General features: G+C 37.4%; 17 protein-coding genes. 2 read left to right on the plus strand and 15 right to left on the minus strand.

What is annotated here, in order from left to right; translation table 11 throughout:
• Positions 1-252: 252 nt before the first annotated feature.
• From RZN25_10290 to RZN25_10325, 8 genes are all read right to left on the minus strand, one after another.
• Positions 253-444, minus strand: a complete 192-nt coding sequence (locus tag RZN25_10290; GenBank protein MEQ6377209.1) for a hypothetical protein — start codon at positions 442-444, stop codon at positions 253-255.
• Entirely contained in the window at positions 428-1,630 is a 1,203-nt protein-coding gene (locus RZN25_10295) for a M48 family metalloprotease (GenBank protein MEQ6377210.1), read from the minus strand. Before RZN25_10295 ends, RZN25_10290 begins: the two co-directional genes overlap by 17 nt.
• A gap of 188 nt (positions 1,631-1,818) precedes the next feature.
• Positions 1,819-2,619 (minus strand): ATP-binding cassette domain-containing protein, encoded by an 801-nt coding sequence (locus RZN25_10300; GenBank protein ID MEQ6377211.1) that lies wholly within the window; start codon positions 2,617-2,619, stop codon positions 1,819-1,821.
• Positions 2,594-3,610 (minus strand): ABC transporter permease, encoded by a 1,017-nt coding sequence (locus RZN25_10305; protein ID MEQ6377212.1) that lies wholly within the window; start codon positions 3,608-3,610, stop codon positions 2,594-2,596. The genes RZN25_10300 and RZN25_10305 overlap by 26 nt, the downstream gene beginning before the upstream one ends.
• Positions 3,611-3,628: 18 nt before the next feature.
• Positions 3,629-4,654 carry an ABC transporter substrate-binding protein gene (locus RZN25_10310; protein ID MEQ6377213.1) on the minus strand — a complete coding sequence of 342 codons (1,026 nt, stop codon included), beginning with the start codon at positions 4,652-4,654 and terminating at the stop codon, positions 3,629-3,631.
• A 184-nt stretch (positions 4,655-4,838) separates the two neighbouring features.
• Positions 4,839-6,377: a fatty acid--CoA ligase family protein gene (locus tag RZN25_10315; GenBank protein MEQ6377214.1), complete on the minus strand. Its 1,539-nt coding sequence runs from the start codon at positions 6,375-6,377 to the stop codon at positions 4,839-4,841.
• A gap of 197 nt (positions 6,378-6,574) precedes the next feature.
• The gene (locus RZN25_10320) at positions 6,575-7,564 is read right to left on the minus strand and encodes a lipoate--protein ligase (GenBank protein MEQ6377215.1); all 990 of its coding nucleotides are present in this window, start codon (positions 7,562-7,564) and stop codon (positions 6,575-6,577) included.
• Positions 7,565-7,644: 80 nt separating this feature from the next.
• On the minus strand, positions 7,645-8,376 hold the full coding sequence (locus RZN25_10325) for an MBL fold metallo-hydrolase (protein MEQ6377216.1): 732 nt from the start codon (positions 8,374-8,376) through the stop codon (positions 7,645-7,647).
• Positions 8,377-8,594: 218 nt separating this feature from the next.
• On the opposite strand from RZN25_10325, the gene yhfH reads away from it, so the two are divergent.
• Positions 8,595-8,723, plus strand: a complete 129-nt coding sequence (gene yhfH, locus RZN25_10330) for a protein YhfH (GenBank protein ID MEQ6377217.1) — start codon at positions 8,595-8,597, stop codon at positions 8,721-8,723.
• A 135-nt stretch (positions 8,724-8,858) separates the two neighbouring features.
• On the opposite strand, the gene hemY is transcribed toward yhfH, so the two are convergent.
• From hemY to RZN25_10350, 4 genes are all read right to left on the minus strand, one after another.
• Complete coding sequence (hemY, locus tag RZN25_10335; protein MEQ6377218.1) at positions 8,859-10,253, minus strand: protoporphyrinogen oxidase; 1,395 nt, start codon at positions 10,251-10,253, stop codon at positions 8,859-8,861.
• Positions 10,250-11,200: a ferrochelatase gene (gene hemH, locus RZN25_10340; GenBank protein MEQ6377219.1), complete on the minus strand. Its 951-nt coding sequence runs from the start codon at positions 11,198-11,200 to the stop codon at positions 10,250-10,252. Before hemH ends, hemY begins: the two co-directional genes overlap by 4 nt.
• Positions 11,201-11,224: 24 nt before the next feature.
• Positions 11,225-12,259 (minus strand): uroporphyrinogen decarboxylase, encoded by a 1,035-nt coding sequence (gene hemE / locus RZN25_10345; protein ID MEQ6377220.1) that lies wholly within the window; start codon positions 12,257-12,259, stop codon positions 11,225-11,227.
• A gap of 118 nt (positions 12,260-12,377) precedes the next feature.
• Positions 12,378-14,597: a PBP1A family penicillin-binding protein gene (locus tag RZN25_10350; protein MEQ6377221.1), complete on the minus strand. Its 2,220-nt coding sequence runs from the start codon at positions 14,595-14,597 to the stop codon at positions 12,378-12,380.
• Between the two features lie 129 nt (positions 14,598-14,726).
• On the opposite strand from RZN25_10350, the gene RZN25_10355 reads away from it, so the two are divergent.
• The gene (locus tag RZN25_10355) at positions 14,727-15,224 is read left to right on the plus strand and encodes an antibiotic biosynthesis monooxygenase (GenBank protein MEQ6377222.1); all 498 of its coding nucleotides are present in this window, start codon (positions 14,727-14,729) and stop codon (positions 15,222-15,224) included.
• Between the two features lie 198 nt (positions 15,225-15,422).
• Here RZN25_10355 and RZN25_10360 read toward each other — a convergent pair whose 3' ends face one another.
• From RZN25_10360 to liaF, 3 genes are read right to left on the minus strand one after another with little or no spacing between them, the layout of a single operon-like run.
• Positions 15,423-16,073 (minus strand): response regulator transcription factor, encoded by a 651-nt coding sequence (locus RZN25_10360; protein MEQ6377223.1) that lies wholly within the window; start codon positions 16,071-16,073, stop codon positions 15,423-15,425.
• Positions 16,066-17,130 carry a sensor histidine kinase gene (locus tag RZN25_10365; GenBank protein MEQ6377224.1) on the minus strand — a complete coding sequence of 355 codons (1,065 nt, stop codon included), beginning with the start codon at positions 17,128-17,130 and terminating at the stop codon, positions 16,066-16,068. The genes RZN25_10360 and RZN25_10365 overlap by 8 nt, the downstream gene beginning before the upstream one ends.
• Positions 17,131-17,142: 12 nt before the next feature.
• On the minus strand, positions 17,143-17,910 hold the full coding sequence (liaF, locus tag RZN25_10370) for a cell wall-active antibiotics response protein LiaF (GenBank protein ID MEQ6377225.1): 768 nt from the start codon (positions 17,908-17,910) through the stop codon (positions 17,143-17,145).
• Positions 17,911-18,134 lie beyond the last annotated feature (224 nt).

The raw sequence follows: 18,134 nt of genomic DNA on the forward strand, positions 1-18,134 counted from the left end.
TTCCGCGATTTGCGCGTCCATTCGATGTCCGTGCGTCAATTTGCATGATCCGTGCGTCTATTTACCTTGTCCGTGCGTCGCTTTCGGGGATTTGTGCGTCCATTCGATTTCCGATGATTCGCCTTGTCCGCACTCCCTGCGATTACTTAGAAGATTACTCGATGAAGTTTTTTCGCTGAGCTAGACAAATTCTTTAACAATTTATAAATTCTGATACTGCAAAAAAGGGCACACCCAAAATTGGATGCGCCCTTATTTAAATTGTTTGCTTGTTAGTTGTTGTGTCAGCAGATTAATCCTTTTTAATAAGTCGATTTTTTCACTTTCCGATGTTGTTGGTTCCTGGAATTTTTTTAATAATGTCCGAATCTCTTGAATCATTTCAATTTCAGGATCTTTTCTTTGTTTGGATATATACACTTTAAATTCATTTGTTGGTTCCACTAATCTCACCCTCAGACTTTGTATTTGCAGACCTTTCGATAAAATCCAAACGTTCTCCCATTGGGGGATGACTATTCCTCAACCATTTAACCCACCACAGAGGATAGAGATCTGATTGTGACTCTATTGCAAGCTTCTCATAAGTTTCAATAGCGGGCTCTAAATTGTCAGTATGTTCCACAGCATACTCGTCTGCACGCCATTCCATATGTCTAGAAACATATAAACTCCCCGGTTGCAAGATGAAAAGCAGGATAGAAGTCATCAAGATCAATATAGGTATCGTTTTTGGATGTCTTTGATTTACATTCCCTATATTTCTATTATATAAACTATAGACGTTTGCTAGAACAAAAAGGATACTTAAACTCAACAAAAGATATCCAAATACTCCCCAATAAAAATGTCCTTCAATATAATGGGCAATTTCATGATTAAGAATAAAGGTGATTCCATCAATGGAAAGATGATTTAAAGTAGTGTCCCAAAGAACAATTCTCGCATGATCTCCAATTCCAGTAACATAAGCATTATAACGATTCGTTTCATCACTTTTTTCAACCTGGAGTAACTCAGCATTTGAAATACCTGCGTCTTCAACAACATCTTCAATAGCTTCTCTGGTTGCTCCTTCCTCTATAGGAGTAAATTCCTCATATAGAGGATCAATCCAGACTGGCTGAATATAAACAAGAAAAAGAGCGAAAGGAAGTATGGTTATCCATGAAAAAAGCCACCATTTTTTAGGGAAGCGTGCTAGAGCAAATCGAAGGAGTCTAACCAAAAATATGGCCCCAATTAAAAATGCGAAAGCATCTAGACTCCATTTATAAAACCAGTTTGCCAAAGTTTCATGGGAAAGCCCATAATATTTTACCAATTCAAAATAAACCACTTGAAAAGGCAATCTAAGGAGTAAATAAAAAAGCCCAAGAATGATGGTCCATTTGCCTTCCTTCCACCAAGATAGCCCTCTATTCAAATCCTCTTCAATCTTCGTCCATAGCTTTTTATGACAAATGATCGATATAAGGAAAATCCATTCAAATGGCAATAATGCAAAATAAAAAGCATGTGAGTACGCAGCTATTCGACTAGGACCAAATGTCTCTAATGGATAAAAATAGAGAAAGTAAATACTTATGATTACCGCATATATTCCATATCCCCAGTAAAGTTTCTTCAAATTCACACCTTCTGTTCTTAAAAACTTACCATTTTTATACCTCATCTTAGTACACAAATGCTACAAGCCTTACTTTATGAGTTTCTACCAAAAACTAACAATTGTTCTCTTAATTGTACTGATCCTTTTCCAAAAAGTAAAATGTTATAGAAAAAGGACAACTCCATGATAGGAAGTTGCCCCTTTGATTAATTCATTTGTAAAAGCGCTCGGTCGTTTGCCATTTGCCTGCCTCTTAGCTTCGCGAACTTTTCCATGAGGTCCGGAATAGTTAAATTATTTTTTTCTTCCTCATTTGCTTCAAAGATTATTTCTCCATCATCCATCATGATCATTCGATTACCTAATTGGAGTGCTTGCTCCATATTATGAGTCACCATTAAAGTAGTCAAATGATATTTTTGAATGACTTGTTCTGTTATTTTAGTAATTAATTCTGCACGTGCAGGATCTAAGGCGGCTGTATGCTCATCAAGTAGTAGAATTCGAGGTTGAGTGAAGGTCGCCATTAAAAGTGATAATGCCTGCCTTTCTCCTCCAGAGAGAAGCCCTACCTTAGTCGTTAGGCGATCCTCAAGTCCCAAATCTAAAGATTGCAGATGCTCTTGAAATTCGACTCTTCTTTTCCTACCTACACCTTTTTTCAAGGAACGTTGCTGTGTACGACCCAGGGCCAATGCAAGATTTTCTTCAATCGTCATATTGGGAGCTGTTCCGGCCATTGGGTCCTGAAACACTCTTCCAATCCATTTAGATCTTTTGAACTCAGGTAACCAAGTTAAATTTTTATGATCAATGTGTATCTCCCCATCATCGGGAAAGAGAACCCCCGCAACAAGGTTGAGTAATGTTGATTTACCTGCTCCGTTACTTCCAATAATAGTGACAAAATCTCCATCATTCAGTGTTAATGATAAATTCTTTATGGCCTTTTTTTCATTTGGCGTTTCAGGATAAAAGGTTTTACGAATCTGTCTTAGTTGTAGCAATGGAATTCCTCCCTTCCCGAGCCTGGGACCTGCTTAAGCTTTTTTGCTTCAAGTAACGAGACCTCGATTGTTTTAGTCGTTCCAATGTAGAAGGAAGTACAAGTGCAACAATAACAATGATGGCCGTTATAAGTTTCATATCACTTGCACTTAAAAAGTCAATTCGTAAAGCTAGTGCAATAATAAAGCGATAAACAATTGCACCAATAACCGCAGCTAATGTAGCTTTCAATACAGTTTGAGTGCCAACTATGGCCTCTCCAATAATAACAGAAGCAAGACCAACAATAATGATCCCTATTCCCATTCCAGCATCACTAGAGCCATTATATTGAGCAATCAACCCGCCACTAATAGCTACAAGACCGTTCGAAAGACCGAGACCAACGATTGTGTAACGATCTGTATTAGCAGATAGGCTTTTCACCATACGATCATTGTCACCTGTTGCTCTTAGTGCAAGCCCCATTTCTGTTCTGAGTAACCAATCAATTGCCTTTTTCATAACCACTACAACAAGAAACATGGTAATGATGATTTGAAAAGTCTTTGGAGCATAATCTGTGATTCCAAGCCATGTAAATGGAGTCATCAATGCTTCATTAAGCCATTGCAGCCAAACCACGGGCTCAAACACTGTCGACTGATTAAATAATGGAATGTTCGGACGTCCCATTATTCTAAGATTAATAGAATAAAGAGCGATCATCATGAGAATCCCTGCTAATAATGGATTAATTTTCCCTTTCGTATGAATAAGTCCTGTAATGCATCCCGCTAGGAAACCAGCCACTCCCCCAATCACAACTGCTAGAACAGGAGACATTCCCCCGTTTACTATAAGAACAGAGCTTACAGCTGCTCCTGTAACGAAACTACCATCTACCGTTAAATCAGGAAAATCTAACACACGAAATGATAAATAGACTCCTAAAGCCATTATGGCATAAATAAGACCTGATTCTAATGCTCCATATAACGCAGTTGCCATCTCAATCACCCTTTTTCATTACTCAGTAAATTCTGCAATATCGTTCCAGCTGTCCTTCAATTCAACACCCATATTTCCAGCAGCGGTTTTATTAATTACTAGTTTTAAATTTTGAGGATAAGAAACTGGTAGTTCCGCTGTAGTTTTCTCCCCTTTAAGGATTTGTACAGCCTTTTCTCCTGCTTCGTAGCCAATGTCGTAATAGTCAAATCCGTAGGCTGCAAAACCACCACGTTCAACAGAATCTAATTCTCCGACGAAAACAGGTAATTTTTCAGCTTCCCCCACCATTAATACGGACTCTAAGGTACTAACAACAGTATTATCCGTGATGATATAAAAAGCATCCACCTTACCTAAAAGAGATTCAGTCGCTTGTTTTACCTCTGCAGAAGTGGATACAGTTGCCTCTTCTACTGAAATCCCCTTTTCATCAGCTAACTCTTTTACTCTCTCAATTTGAGCGACAGAATTTTGTTCCCCAGCATTATATACGACACCGATGGTTTCAATTCCTATTTCATTTTTCATAAAATCTATCGTATTCGGAATTGCATCTGGATGTGTGTCAGTGGTTCCCGTAATGTTAGGTCCACCTTGATCCATTGACCCCACAAGCTCTGCTCCTACTGGATCTGTTACAGATGTAAACACAATAGGTATTTCTTCGGTTGCTGCAAGTACACTTTGTGCACTAGGAGTAGAGTTAGCAAAAATCAAATCTACCCCATTCCCAATTAACTTATCGGCAATAGTAGGGTTATTCTTAGGATCTCCTTGGGCATTTTCAATACTGTACTCCACATTTAGGCCAGCATCCTCTAAAGCTTTCTGAAACCCTTCTAAAGCGGCATCCAAGGAAGGATGTTCTACAATTTGAGTTACCCCTACTGTATAAGCTTTTTCCCCTTCGCTTGAGCTTTGATTTTCAGCATTGGAATTGTTTGTGTTGTTCTCATTGGCTGAACCTGCGTCCTCCGAAGTCCCACAGCCAAACAAAACTAGTAGACCAGCTAACACAAGTACCGTTAACCATTTTTTCATAAATATGATCCCCCTCATTTCACTTTCTTACTTTTATGCTTTTATGCTTTTATGTAATAAAATATACAGAATCTTTTTGAAACGTGCAACCCTTTTATTTCAAATGGAGATAATTCCCTGTGAACAATAAAAGAGTGCGGAGAACTGGTTATTCTCCACACTCTTGTTAAAGCACTCTCTCATTCTATTGTGTTACAGAATCTCTTAAGCTTCTTCTAAGTATTTTACCTGTTGTATTTTTAGGAAGTTCATCTAAAAATTCTATTGAAGATGGTAATTTATATTTAGCTAAGCGTTCTTTACAATAATCGTGTAAATCTTGTTCGGTTAACTCAGGGTTTTTCTTAACAACATAGGCCTTAATGCATTCTCCGGTATTAGGATCTGGGGCTCCAATAACAGCCACCTCTACTACATCTTCGTGCTGATAGAGAACTTCTTCAACCTCTCGAGGATATACATTATAACCACCAATTAAAATCATATCCTTTTTTCGATCTACAATATAAAAGTATCCATCTTCATCTTTCTTTGCTAAGTCCCCTGTATAGAGCCATCCATCACGAAGGGCACTTGCTGTATCCTCTGGCAGTTTATAATACCCTTTCATCACATTTGGTCCTCTTACAATTAGCTCTCCAACTTCTTCAACAGGTACTTCATCCCCAAGTTCATCGACAACTTTATTTTCCACATGGATGATACTCGTTCCGATTGATCCCGCTTTACGAGGTCTGTCTAACGGATTAAAACATGTCACTGGCGATGCCTCGGAGAGACCATATCCTTCTGAAACTTTCACTTCAAACTTCTTCTCAAAATTTTCTAAAAGAGCAACCGGCATAGGTGCTCCTCCTGAAATACATAGACGCAACCCTTCAAGGTCTTCTTTTTTCCCATTTGGATATTGCAATAAATAATTATACATAGTTGGGACACCAGCAAAAACAGTCGGGTTTTCTTCTTTAGCTAATTTAAAAATTTCTTCAGGAGAAAACTTAGGAACTATTATTACAGTTCCGCCATTCATTAATGGTGCATTAAATGCAACAGTTAAACAAAATACATGGAACATTGGTAAGGTCGCAATAACTCGATCTTTATTTGTAATATCAAGATAATCTGCTACGTCTTGAGCATTACTATATAGGTTCTGTTGAGTAAGCATGGCTCCCTTTGGTTTCCCGGTTGTTCCAGAGGTATATAGAATAACAGCCGTGTCATCATCCTTTAATTGTGGAAAGTCATTTGTAGCAGACCCTTCTTGCACAACTTGTGAAAACGGTTTCAATTTAGGCGAAATAGACATCCCATCCCATTTAGCGTCAGGAGTTGTTTCTGCCACAATATAAGCCATAATATCTGGAAGTCCCTGTGATATCGCCTCGAATTTTGGTAAAAGGACATCTAGTGTGATGACGCCTTTCGCATCACCATTTTTCAAAATATAGGTTAACTCATCTGGAGTGTATAGTGGATTGATTGGTATAACTGTCAATCCTAAGCGTAATGCACCATATAAACCGATGACAAAGTGAGGAGTATTTCCAACCACCAATGCAACATGGTCTCCTTGCTGATACCCCATATCCTTTAAACTTGATGCAAACTTACTAATCATAATGTCTAGTTCCTGATAGCTTGTTTCTTTCCCCTGAAAAACAAGAGCCACTTTACCCCCTGATTGCTCTGCGGTTTGCGAGAGCTTAGAACTAAGATTCATTGAAACCCCTCCCTAAATTAATTGTTTCCTCCATAGACGAATAAAAATGAGTGAATCGTCATTCATTTTCATTTCGAAAATAGTCAAATTAATTATAAAATACTGAAAGTTAAGATACAAGTATTTCTTATTCAAGAAAACTTTTTGTGCTAAAGTTACAACCATGAAAAAAGCGGGGAAGTGATCCCCACTTTTTTCTAATATACTAATTCTATAAATTCTTCTTTAGTGATTTTGCCCAAATAGTGTGGAATATCTATGTTCTCCATAGCTTTTTCTATAGAAGCTTTTTCGTACTTTGAACCAACAAGCCTTTGCTCAATATCCTCTACATTTCCTACACCAAAAAAGTCCCCATAAATTTTGCAGTTCTCTATGATTCCTTTTTTAACATCTAACCTTACATCAACTGAGCCAGATGGAAAGCGGTGAGAATGCTGAATATTAAAAGATGGTGACTTGCCATAATTCCAATCCCAGTTTTGATAACGTTCCTTAGAAAGTTGGTGTATGTTCTCCCAGTCCTGCTCAGTTAGAACATATTCCTCGATATTTTCTTCTCCATCAAAAATATAACGTAAAATCATCTGCTTAAATTCTTCAATCGTTACTTTTTCTTGTAGAAACTCAGATATATTTGCAACCCTGCTTCTTATAGATTTGATTCCTTTTGACTCAATTTTTTCCGCCTTCACATTTAAGGCTGAAACCACATGTTCAATTTCTGAATCAAACATCAATGTTCCATGACTAAACATTCGACCCCCAGTCGCGAACATGGCATTCCCAGAAATCTTTCTGCCCTCTACAGTAATATCATTACGACCAGAAAGCTCGGCATTTACTCCTAATTTGTGGAGTGCTTCGACAACCGGCTTCGTAAACTTTTGAAAATCATGAAAGCTGTTCCCATCGTCCTTTGTTATAAAACTAAAATTCAAATTACCTAAATCGTGGTAAACGGCTCCTCCACCAGATAATCGGCGAACTACTTTAATTCCATTGTCTTCTACATATTTTGTATTAATTTCTTCCACCGTGTTCTGATTCTTACCAATGATAATCGATGGCTCATTAATATAGAACAATAGATATGTATCATTTATGTCTAAGTTTTTTAATGCATATTCTTCAATAGCTAAGTTAATCTGTGGGTCTGTTATTCCTTTATTATCAATAAACTTCATTTATATATGCCTCCTTACTTATTCAGATCATACGACTATTATTTTAAGGGATAGAAAAAGAACAAGCAATTTTCCTGCATTTATATTTCTCTGGAAAGTCCCTCTTCTGCAATTCGAATTTCCCCGTTAAATTCTTTACTGGCTTCTTCTAGCAGCTGTTCGTGTTCACCAAAATGCGGGAGATGGCTTAGCCATAGTTCCTCAACTTTTGCATTTTTTGCAATTTCTGCTCCCTCAGTGCTTGTCATGTGACCGGCTTGTTCTCCATTCATTCCATGATAAAAATTACAATCTGTAATAAGGAGATTAGCGTCCTTACTAAAGTCAATCCACTGATTGGAGAAGCTTGTATCAGCTGTATACACAATCGCTCCCGTTCTACTTTCAATTCTCATGCCATAACATGGTACAGGATGAAGTGTCTTTAGAAACTGAATTTCAAACGGACCTATGTTTAAAGGCTGAGTTGGATTATAGGAAATCCCTTTTGTGAACATATGATGTAATGATTCAAACTTATCTTTTTCCTCTTCATGACCATAAATAGGTAATACTCTTTCTTTATTTTGTATTTGATTTTGAACCAAAAAAGTATACTGAAGTACTCCAATATCTGCAATATGATCTTGATGATAATGAGAAAGAATGACCGCATCTAATTCGTAAGGATCAAGATGGCGACTTAGCCTCGATAAGGCACCACTCCCACAATCCACTAATAATTTAAAACTATTTTCTTCTATTAAATAACAAGAAGTCGCTCCTTCTGCTTTAGGAAAACCTCCCCAATATCCAATAACTTTCACACGCATTTAAGATCCTCCCATCTACAGATAAATACTAATATTTGCCACCATATTATATGAACTTTATGTGAATGTCCAATTTTATTACCAAAATACCCTTAAAGCATTGGTAAATCAAGTTTACACTATTATCACTGTGTATTAATTGTTATATTACAATGTATTGTGTTTTCACTACTGTTGTATTACAATATAATTATATTAACTAATTGGAGGGATTGTACATGATCAGCGCGATTGAATTCTTCAAAAACCTACCTAGAAAAAAATGCTCCAAATGCGGAAATGAAATGGATGAAAAAGCAGATTGCTACCATAACATATGTGATGAGTGCGATCATCCAGCACGATAATCTAACTCAAAGATGATATGAATAGTAATTCAGCAACCTTGGAAAAAAGGTTGCTTTCTTTTGTTTGTATACACCTGATCATGTTTGGCATATTTAAAAGGACTAGCTAGATGAAGCTAGTCCTTTCTTTCATTATTAATCTAAATAGCTAAGTACTTTTTGTACAGCCGCCTCACCTTGATCAATACAATCAGGTATACCAAGTCCCTCATATGACGCACCAGCCAAATATAAGCCTGGAAGTTCTTGGTCTATATGTTTTTTAATGTTGTCCATTCTTTCTAGATGCCCCACAGTATACTGTGGCATAGCATTCTTCCACCTGGAAATAACAGAGAATTCTGGTTTCCCAGTGATCTTCATCGTCCTATTTAAATCCTTTAAGACGACATCAATCAATTCGTCATCAGATAAGTTAACTATTTCCTGATCACCAGGCTTCCCAACAAATAAACGCAATAGCACCTTGCCTTCAGGTGTTGAATGGGGCCATTTTTTATGTGTCCATGTACAGGCCGTAATACGAAAATCACTATTTCTGGAGACAACAAAACCTGTTCCATCAATATCATGTTCGACAGCACTTGCGTCAAAAGCAAGTGCCACATTGGCCACTGATGTAGAAGGTACTTCTTTTAAAGGATCTAAAAAGTCGTACTGCGTGAGCATTCGTTGAACACTACGATGTGGAACAGCTAGAATAACAGCATCTGCCATTTCAACCTCTCCATTACTTAAGAGGAGATGATAGCCTTCCTCTTTTTTTTCAATATGGTCCACCGATACTCCTTTTAGTACTGAGCCTTGCTCTAATCGTTTTTCAGTTTCACTAACTAACTTATTTAGTCCAGATTTAACCGTTAAAAACATACCCGTTTTTTTCTTTTCTTTCGTACCTTTGTTCTTTGGCATCGTCTTATTTAAACCTCTTACCAATCCTCCGTGCTCTTGTTCCAAGTGATAAAAATTGGGGAATGTAGCCATCAAACTCATTTGATCAATATCACCAGCGTAAATTCCTGATAAGAGTGGCTCAATTAAGTTCTCAACAACTTCATTTCCTAATCTTCTCCGAAAAAATGCTCCAAGAGACTGATCATCTTTTGGCTCACTCTTTTTCAATATAAAATCCCCTGCAGCCCTCAATTTCCCTAAGGGTGAAAACAGCCCTGAGAATAAAAAGGGGGTCACTTCGGTTGGAATACCCATAAATGAGCCACTTGGCATTTTATGAAGTTTGTTATGAACAAGTATGTAAGATTGACCTGTTGCATTCCCAACAAGTTCATCTTCTAACCCAACTTCCTTAGCCAACCTTGAAGCACTAGGTTTACGTCCTAGGAAAGAGTCTGGGCCCTTTTCTATCGTAAACCCGTCTCTCACTTCCGTTTGAACCTTACCCCCTAGTTTTTCACCTGCTTCGATAAGCATCGTTTCATATGGTAAACCTTTTTCCTTAATTTCCTTCTGTAAGTAATAAGCAGCGGTAAGTCCAGTAATTCCGCCACCAACAATTATAATTTTTCTCAACTGATTTCCTCCTCAAGTACTTTTGTCTTTCTTAAGACAACTGTAGCAAGAGTGTGAATAAAATCCGGATGTACATTAGGCATTTCAGGGCGATAATAGTTAGCACCTATTTCGTCACAAACCAATTTACATTCATAATCATTATCATATAAAACCTCTAAATGATCAGAAACAAATCCAACAGGAGCATAAATAAAGGAGGTGAATCCTTTTTGTTCGTACAAGTCCCTTGTGAGGTCCTGAACATCGGGCCCTAACCAAGGATCAGGAGTGTTTCCTTGAGATTGCCACCCAATAGTATAATTGGTAATGCCCGCTTCATTTGCAAGTATGTCTGCTGTCTCTTTAAGTTGATCAGCATAAGGATCTCCATATTGGAGTATTTTTTCTGGTAAGCTATGGGCAGAAACAACAAGAACAGCTTTTTCTTTTTCCTCATCGCTCATACCTTGATAGATTTTTTCAAGCTTACTTGCCCAATAATTAATAAATCCTGGTTCTTTATACCAACTTTCAACCATAACAAATTTTGGACGACCATGCTTCTCTGCTTCCTCTTGAACTCGTTCATTATACGATTTAATACTAAAAGTGGAATAATGAGGAGCGAGAACTATACTTACTGCTTCTTCTATACCATCTTTAGCCATTTGAGCCACAGCATCTTCAATAAATGGTTCAATATGCTTGAGCCCAATATACATCTTAAACTCCACTTCATCTTGTATTCGATTTAATTCATCTCTTAGCCCTTCCGCCTGTTGCCGTGTAATTTTGGCTAACGGAGATATTCCTCCAATAGCATCATAGCGATTTCTTAAGTCTTCGAGCATTTCATCGGAAGGCCTTCTCCCATGTCGAATATGTGTGTAATAACGTTCAATATCTTCTTCTTTATACGGCGTGCCATAGGCCATTACTAGTAAGCCTACTGTTTTTTTCGCCATATTTCTTCACCTCTTTTAAATGTTTTATTTCTGTGTATAACTATGAGTAAAATTAGCAAGCCTTTTTAGTGTTTCTGGTTGGATTTGAGGAAATACCCCATGCCCTAAGTTAAAGACATACCCTGGAGTCTTCATACCTTCATCTAGTATTGGCTTCACTCGTTCTTCAATTACTTCCCAAGGTGCTAGTAAAATGGCTGGATCAAGATTTCCCTGTAAGGTTTTCGTAATACCCATTGCTCTTGCTTCTGCAATAGATGTTCTCCAATCTAGCCCAACCACATTTAAAGGTAAATCATTCCACTCTAGAGCTAGATGACCTGCTCCAACTCCAAACATAATGAGAGGAACATCTTCTTTTTGTAGTTCTGAAAATATTCTCATCATTACAGGTTTGATAAATGTTCTATAATCCTCAACATTTAGTGCGCCCACCCAAGAATCAAAGATTTGAATGGCTTTGGCTCCTGCATGAATCTGTGCTTGAACATAACGGATAATCATATCCCCAAGCTTTTCCATAAGTAAAAACCATGCCTTAGGTTCACTGTACATCATAGCCTTAGTCTTATTGTAGTTTTTTGATGGCCCACCTTCAATCATATAGCTCGCAAGTGTAAATGGTGCTCCACTGAAACTAATAAGTGGAACATCTAATTGCTCATGTACAAGTAATTTAATCGTATCTAAAACATAAGGAACATCTACTTCAGGATTAATTTCACCAAGTTTTTCTATATCCGATAAAGACCTTATAGGTTGGTCAATAACTGGACCAATTCCACTTTTTATCTCAACATCAACCCCTATGGCAGGTAGGGGTGTCATGATATCTTTATAAAGAATGGCGGCATCTACTCCGTATTGATCTACTGGAAGCTTCGTTACATAAGCGCACAACTCAGGCTGGTGAGTAATCTCAAACAGAGAGTATTTTTCCTTTAACTTTCGATATTCTGGCTGTGACCTTCCAGCTTGTCGCATATACCAAAGAGGAACATAATCTGTTTTTTCTCCTCTAAAGGCTCGAAGCATAGTATCATTAATCATTCTTGTCATTACTATCTCACCTTTCATTTACATCCGTATCAAAATGCATTCTATTTCACTATATCATTTCTTGAAGGGGTGTATAGCTTTCGATACTTTTTGTCAAAAAAATGACGAATTTGTGACACTACCGAAATCCCCAGGAAACTGTTACAACATTAGATGGTTCTCCTTCTTGCTGTGTTAACGGATTATAAGGAACAACAACATATCTTGCCGTTTCAAAAAGAGACACATTTTTAATAGTAGCTTTCCCTTTTCCTTTCACATCACCAATTAATTTCATGTTTTTATTGCCTTCCCAGCGATAAACTCTATAAACCACTCGCTTATCTGGAGAGGCAGACCAACTAAGTTCAACTCTTAAAGAAAGTCCATTAAGCTTTAATTTTTCTTGGACATCATTTATAACCGGTAAATCCATAGGAGGTTCCAAGTCAGAAACTCCATCAGGCTTTTGAAATGCGGAAGCTACAGAATTTTCTTTAGAATACTCCTCTAATATTGCCTTCATTAAAGTGGTTGCAGCAGCACTCCCTCTTGTCAAATACCTCTCCTCATCGGATTGATCAAATCCCATCCACAAAGAACCAACAAACTCTGGAGTATATCCAACAAACCAACTATCCCTTATTCCCCCTTGAACAATTGGTAGTTGTGTTGTCCCTGTTTTGCCTGCAAGCGGTCCTGAATATGAACCGGTTTGAGCAGTTCCATTTTGAACAACAGACTCTAAAATTCTTGTTATATCCCAGGCAGTTTGGGAATTAAATACTTGTTTTGATTTTTTCTCAGCAGAAAAAAGTAGATTATTATGTTTATCATAAATGGCCTCTATAAAATAGGGCTCTATATAGTTTCCGTTTGCGCGAAAGGTTCGAAAGGCTCCTGCCATTTGTAGGGGAGTTACTCCCTTATTTAAACCGCCTAAAGCAATAGCAAGTCCGTTATCGTCTAACTGTATTCCCATTTCGGCCAAATAGTCTTTTGCATCTGGAATTCCGATTTGATCTAGTGCCCACACAGCAGATGTATTTTTAGAAAGACGAAGTGCATCATATATCGAAATCTCTCCTTGATATTTTTCGTCTACGTTATGAGGCTTGTAATCTCCTTCATAGGTTTTAAGTTCATCTGGAATTAATGTGTAAGGGTTAAAAGCTGGTAACTCCAGCAGAGGACCATAAACGGCTAAAGGCTTGATTGTGGAGCCTGGTTGCCTTTTAACGTTAACACGATTCAAATCTCCGTATGAAAAATCTCTTCCTCCTAAGGCAGCTACAACGTTACCAGAATCAGCATCCAAGAACACAACAGACCCTTCAGCTCCTTTTTGGGTTCCTGGAAAGAATTCTTCCTTTTGAAAATAATTATAAGTAATTTTTTGTAGGTCAGGATTTAAGCCAACAACAACTTTATAGCCACCACGCCGAAGCTCCTGAGATTCGATATGATATTTTTGACTTGCTTCTCTAATGACTAAATCTACATAGCTTTCTATCCATGGTTTTTCTTGCTCCTCATCAATCGTTACACCCAAGCCTCTACCCGAGAGTCGAACAGCCTCTTCTGCAGTCAAATAGTCTTCTTCCTGCATAAGACGAAGAACCAGATTTCTTCGTTCCTTAGTTTGTACCGGATTAACTGTTGGAGAGTAATAATTAGGTGCTTTAGGAATAGCTGCTAACATAGCACCTTCTACCGTTGTAAGCTCCTCAGACTTTTTCTGAAAAAAATATTCTGAAGCAGCCTCTATTCCATAAACTCCGTGCCCAAAATAAATAGTGTTCAAGTAATATTCCAGTATTTTTTGTTTTGTATAATTATGCTCAAGATAAGTAGCAGCCATTACTTCCTTTATTTTTCTGGTCCATGTTTTCTCATTAGTTAGAAAAATATTCTTAACGAGCTGTTGCGTAATCGTACTTGCCCCTTCCGCCTTCTTCCCTGAGGCAATATTTCGGAAAATGGCTCGAAGAACGGAACGACTGTCTATCCCAGCATGTTCGTAGAATCGTTTATCTTCTACTGCAATGAAAGCCTCCTGAACATGATGTGGAATATCATCGATTGGCACAAGAGTCCTGTTCTGATTATATAACTGTGCAATCTCTTCACCATCTTCTGTTACAATAGTTGTCGTTGTATCTAAGACAAATTCACGTTCATCAACAATTTTTGATCCACCATAATAAATAAGGCCATATCCAATAAAACTAACGGCAATAGTAGATAGAACTGCAATCCAGATCCATTTTTTGTTCAGTAACCATCGTCCACTGTCTTTTATTATCTTTTTTGTTTTTAAATGATAACGCTCCAACCAAGTCTTCCATTTCTCTTTCATTATGTTCACCCTTTGTTTTACATACTTCTTCATTATACGACACCTTCCCTTTTGTCAAAAGCACTAAGACCGAAAGCTTGTTTATCCTTGTTAAGTCTTGATATTATAAAGGGAAAGGAGTGAATTGGGATGAATGTCTATATGACTAATGGAACGGTAGACTTTTTACGTAAGACTATTGAGAATTATCCAAGCCATCATTTGTTTTTAATGAATAATTCAGAATCAGCCATACTTTACGAAGAAACCGAGAATCTTACTGTCTTGCAAGAAGGTAGAGAATATGAAATTGTAGATGCAAAAGGTACGGTAAATCAAGACGGATATGTAGTAATGAATAATATTCCTGTCACGACTGAAGGAAGGCCAATTTTTGAAGATATGTTTAAAAACCGCCAAGGAAAAGTGGAAGAAATGCCCGGTTTCCAAGCGATTAGAATTCTGAGACCTACTACTGGAAACACCTATATTGTATTTACTCAGTGGAAAGATGTGGAAAGCTTTCAAGCATGGAAAGATTCCCAAAGCTTTGAAAAAGCTCATCAAAAAGGGAAAGAAAGTAAACGACCACCTTTTGCAGCTGGCCCATCATACACTACTCAGTATTTTATGACCGAACTTGATTGATATGAATTTTATAAAGGTTAGAAAAACTCGGCTTACCGTTAAAGGGCTTCTTGAAAGCGTATTGCTTTCTTAGAAGCACTTTAACCCTTGAGTGCAAGCCTTTGGGCGTTGCACTTACGCTAATAGGAAGGTTTTATACTTCTATTTGCCAAAAAAAACAAGAGATCTTTACCTAAAGACCTCTTGTTTTTTCTATTTTTATAAACTTTCTTTTTTTAACAGTCCTTCTTCATGAACATAAATTGCTGCCTGTGTACGGTCTTGCACTCCAAGTTTACTTAAAATATTGCTCACATGAGTTTTCACAGTTTTTATACCTATAAATAAGGAATTGGCTATTTCTTGATTAGACAATCCTTTCCCAATGCATAAAAGAACCTCCAACTCCCGTTCCGTCAAATCCTCATGGAGGGCCTTGGGCTTGGACCTGAAACGAGTCATCATTTTGTTTGCCACTTTTGATTCTATGACCGATTCATTTGAATGGGCTTTTTTAATAGCTTCGACAATTTCTTGCGCTGAGGAAGTTTTAAGTAAATAACTAAAGGCTCCTGCTTCTAAAGCAGGGAAAACTTGTTGGTCATCATAAAAACTAGTCAAGATGATGACCTTGCAAGATGGGTTGTTTTTCATAATTTGTTCGGTTGCTTCAATTCCTGTTCCGTTTTCCATGACTAAATCCATTAACACTACATCAGGGTTTTCTTTTTGAACTAGAGTGACTCCAGCTTTTCCCGAGTGAGCTTCCCCAACAACATCAATAGAATCCTCCGTGATTAAATAAGCAATAATTCCTTTTCTCACTACATCATGGTCATCCACTACAACAACCCTTATAGAGTCACTCATTTTCCTTTCCCCTTTCCCCTTGTATAGGAACCTGAATTTCAATATAAGTTCCTTCCTGCTCCTTAGACCGAATAACCAGTGTCCCTCCGATTTCTTCAATTCTTTCTTTCATCGTTTTAAGACCGTAAGAAGTTTTATTCTCCTTTTTGAGCGCAGTAGAAAACCCCTTCCCATTATCCTGAACATACGTATAATAATTTTTGCCATCTGCCCACATCTTTAGCTTTACGGTTGTGGCATCAGCATGTCGGAGAATATTAGATAGGGCTTCTTGAATCACTCTGAATAAGTGTTCTTCAATTCCTTCCGATAATTGTTCAGAATCTTCTATTGAAAGGTCAAAAAGAATTTGACTTTTGCCTTTTAATTCTTCAATTAAAGCCGGGAGGCCTTCTTTTAGCGATTGGCCCGACAAATGAACTGGGCGTAAATGTAGAAGCAAGGCCCTCATTTCGGTCTGAGCTTGCTGAGCCATTTTAGCTATTTCTTCCATTTGTTGCTTTGCAAGTTCAGGTTTCTTTTCAAATATTCTTACAGTAGCTTGACTCATCATGCTTAAAGCGAACAACTGTTGACTGATAGCATCATGCAAATCTCGAGCCAGTCGCTGTCGTTCCTCAATAGCAGCGGCTTTTTCGGCTGTTTTGGCAAAATCAGTTTTCTCATCTACTAATCTTTGCATCGAGATAACTTGGTTTTTAAGATTATGACTAAGCTGATTTAAATCAGCACTTAACTGAGCAATTTCGTCACTTCCTTCCATCATTAATTGGGAATGATACTTCCCTCTCGAGAGAGAAGCGATCATGGTTGAAATTTCATCAAGTCTTTTTTTAGTAGTTCCTCCTGATTTATACCCTTGATAAATAGCAATAAAAGAGGATGTCGCAAAAGCTAATAAACTAATGATAAAAATAAATGATTTTGTTACTAATTCAATATGAAAAAAATAAGATAGTGTAAATAGAATAATGATAAAGGCCATCGTGCTGATCATTGCTGCCGTTAGATGGGACTGGATCGTTTGAACTCGAATACTTTGAATTTTTGATAGCATATCCTAATCCCCCTATACTTGGTCTATTCGAATATCACCAATTTTCAATTCTATGGTGATGGATAATTTACGGGTGGCGTTCTCATAGTCTTCACTTGCAAAATGTAGTTGTCGATTAAAGCCATCCGCCCTTTGACCAAATAACTTAATATCTCCTGTTTTGACAACAGCATCAATGGAGACAGGGATATGTTCTGGTATCAAAATATGAACATCACCAATCCAACCACCTATATGGATAGGCGTTTTTCCTTCAGGAATAAAGGCTTTTGAAAAATCAATCTTATAATCACCAATGGCATTCCAAAGATCCAGTGGTTCAAGGTTCCAGTTTGGAGACGTGAAATTAACATCGCCAATCCCACCTACCTTGTGTATCTTTTTTCTCTTACTATTATCATCTGACGAGAATTCAAACTTAACTTTTTTTCTTTTACGGCTTCGGCCTCCAGTGAACATTCCTACTCCAATATAAACTAGTAGCATGGGCCACAGCTGCCAGATATCAGAAAAGACAAATGGGATAATTTCAAAAGTTCCTAATAATAATAGTCCTCCAAAAACAAGTAAGAAGGACCCGAAAATCCAGGAACCTCTAGAACCACGAAAAAAGTCAATCATTAGCTTAATTCCATAAATCACAAAGAAAATTTGATAAATATAATGAAAGGCCTCGTTTATTTCCAGGGAAATAACACCAATATTCGACAATATTAACCCAATTCCAACTATAATAAATAAAAAGGCCACTATAATTTTAAAGAATCCTATTTTTCTCATTTGAGCTCATTCCTCTTTTTATAATACTTAGTACTTTTGACACTGGTGTAACAAATACCTTTTTTTGTTTTTATTATATAAGGGGTTCTTCACTTTGCGAACAATCGTTGGATGGGAACAGACTCCGCCTTAGGTCTGATATTTCAGTTTTTTCTAATGATTCATCTAAACACTTACTTTTGTAAGATGGTTGCTATTGATATAAAAATTCCTGGGATCACTGA

Source organism: Bacillaceae bacterium S4-13-56, assembly GCA_040191315.1.
Taxonomy (GTDB): Bacteria; Bacillota; Bacilli; order Bacillales; family JAWJLM01; genus JAWJLM01.